This window comes from Streptomyces sp. NPDC001781 (genome assembly GCF_053596035.1).
The window spans coordinates 1-2015 of sequence record NZ_JBSFFI010000085.1 but is presented as its reverse complement, the minus strand read 5'-3'; the positions used below and the strand labels follow the sequence as shown (position 1 = coordinate 2015).

The following is a 2015-nucleotide window of genomic DNA, read 5'->3' as shown; positions in this document are numbered from 1 at the left end:
GTGCTTCGCGTCGTACGGCCTACGCTCGGTCTGCTCGCTCATGGCCGGTTCCTCGTTCCTTGGTCTGTTGGGGCTTCCGTCCCGATGAATTAATTAAACCATGGCTGAGACAACCGCGCAACCCCTCAGAGCAGGTCCCCGGTCGGCACGGTCTCCATGCGGCGCCGCCTGCGCCGCCCCGGGACCTTCGCCGGGTGGCACCAGGGGCAGCGGTCCACCGGCGTCTCGTGGTGCTGGAGGTGGACGGACTGGCGGCACACGCACCGGTCACGGCCGAGGATGCGCACCGCGACGGCCGCCACATCGAGCACGGCCTGCGGATGGTAGATGCCGTGGGCGCGCAGCTCCCCGGCGATGGCGGTCAGCAGTTCGTCGTCCACACGTGTCTCCTCACCCGATGGTCCTCGTGGCCGCCGCGAGGCCGCCTGCTGTCGCCGTGCCCGCCATCGCGGCCTTCACGATCCGTTGGTGGAAGCCCGGCCAGACCATCGCGTCCAGCCGGTCCGGCGACCAGTCCAGCTCCTCGTACCAGGTGCAGAGCTGGTCCTCCAGCTCCTCGAAGTTCCCCGCGAGGTGCCAACGGCCCTGCTCGGTCAGCGCCGACACCGGCTCCGCGCGCACCTTCTTGCCCCGCGTGGCGCGTACCGTCTTGATCGGGATGCTGATCCCCATGGCATCGGCCGCCGCCCGAATCGTGTTCACCGCCATGTCCCCGCCGAAGTTCACTTCCACGCAGATGTCGTCCGCCTCGTGGTCGACGGCCGCCTGCACCGCGCGACGGCCCCAGCCGTCCGGGGACAGGCGGCACGTACGGTCGGCGAGCACGAAGCCGTGGGCCAGTTCCACCCGCCGGCGCACGTCCTCGTGCTCGCGCGGCAGCAGCGCCTTGCCCACCACGACGATGCCCTGCTCGCCCCGGCCGCCCGACGGGTCGACCCCCACCGTCTTCTTCACCAGGTGCGGCGTCGCCCCCGGACGCACCCGCGTGGCGTCCAGCATGGCCCGGTTCCACAGCGCGTTCTCGTCCTGGTCGATGACCTCGGCGTACAACTCCTGCCGGCCGATCTGCGTCCCGCCGTACGCGTCCTCCAGGGCCTCGCGGATGTCCTCGGGCAGGTGCGGGTTGTCGTAGGTGGTGCCCCGGGTCACGACCACGTTGTCCACGTCGCCGGCCATCAGCTTCTTGATCAGCGACCGGGGCTTCGGCGTCGTGGACGCCACCCAGTGCGGGCGCGGGCCGGCGCGCAGGCCGAAGCGGATCTGGTCCCACGTCTGGTCCAGGTAGCGCCAGGCGGCCAGCTCCTCCATCCACGCGACGCACCGGTTACCGCCGGACCGCAGGCGTTCGACGTCCTCGGGGCTGTGCGCGCCGAAAATCTTGGCCTCGCTGCCGTTGGGCCAGCGGATGACCGTACCGCCCTGGACGGTCGCCATCTTCGCCTCGGGACTGTGCGCCCGCAGGCCCGACGGCCCGGCGTAGCAGGACGTGGCCGCGTCGCCGTGGGTGGGCGCAATGATGCCGATCCAGTGCGGGACCGGGCCGGGCAGGCACGGCGGGCCGTAGACGTGCTCGTGGATGTACCGCGCGCACGCGTCCGTCTTCCCGGCGCCACGGCCCGCCATGAGCAGCCAGCCGTAGAAGCCGGGGTCCGGCGGGATCTGGTGCGGCAGCGGCGTCCAGCGCGGCTCGGTGAGCGTGCGCGCGTGCATCAGCAGCTTCTCCGCCGCCCTGCTCCTCAGCCCCGCGTCTGCCATCCGGCCATTGTGCGACGCCCTGCGGCGCGCGGTTTCCGGAGCAAGGGTGGGCCCCGTCCACAGCTACGGGGGTGCAGGAAGGACGGGGCCCGTTTCGGCCTGTGAGGTGGCCGGTGCCGACGCTACATCAGCTCCGGTGCACTGCACAGGGTTTGCGCGGGCGCGTCACGCGGCTTCGCCGTTGTTGTCCGGGACGCGCAGAACCTGGCCGGGGAAGATCAGGTTCGCGTCGTGGACCCGGTCCGTGTTCGCCGCGAACA

General features: G+C 71.4%; 2 protein-coding genes. Both read right to left on the bottom strand.

What is annotated here, in order from left to right; genetic code table 11:
• Nucleotides 1-125: 125 nt before the first annotated feature.
• Nucleotides 126-380, bottom strand: a complete 255-nt coding sequence (locus ACWCV3_RS28790) for a hypothetical protein (protein WP_451230259.1) — start codon at nt 378-380, stop codon at nt 126-128.
• Between the two features lie 10 nt (nt 381-390).
• Complete coding sequence (locus ACWCV3_RS28785; protein ID WP_451230257.1) at nt 391-1755, bottom strand: terminase large subunit domain-containing protein; 1365 nt, start codon at nt 1753-1755, stop codon at nt 391-393.
• Nucleotides 1756-2015: the final 260 nt, after the last annotated feature.

What these genes read in the sequence shown, in the direction of transcription:
- ACWCV3_RS28785 (WP_451230257.1), bottom strand. Translation starts at nt 1,755, where the DNA reads ATGGCAGACGCGGGGCTGAGGAGCAGGGCGGCGGAGAAGCTGCTGATG.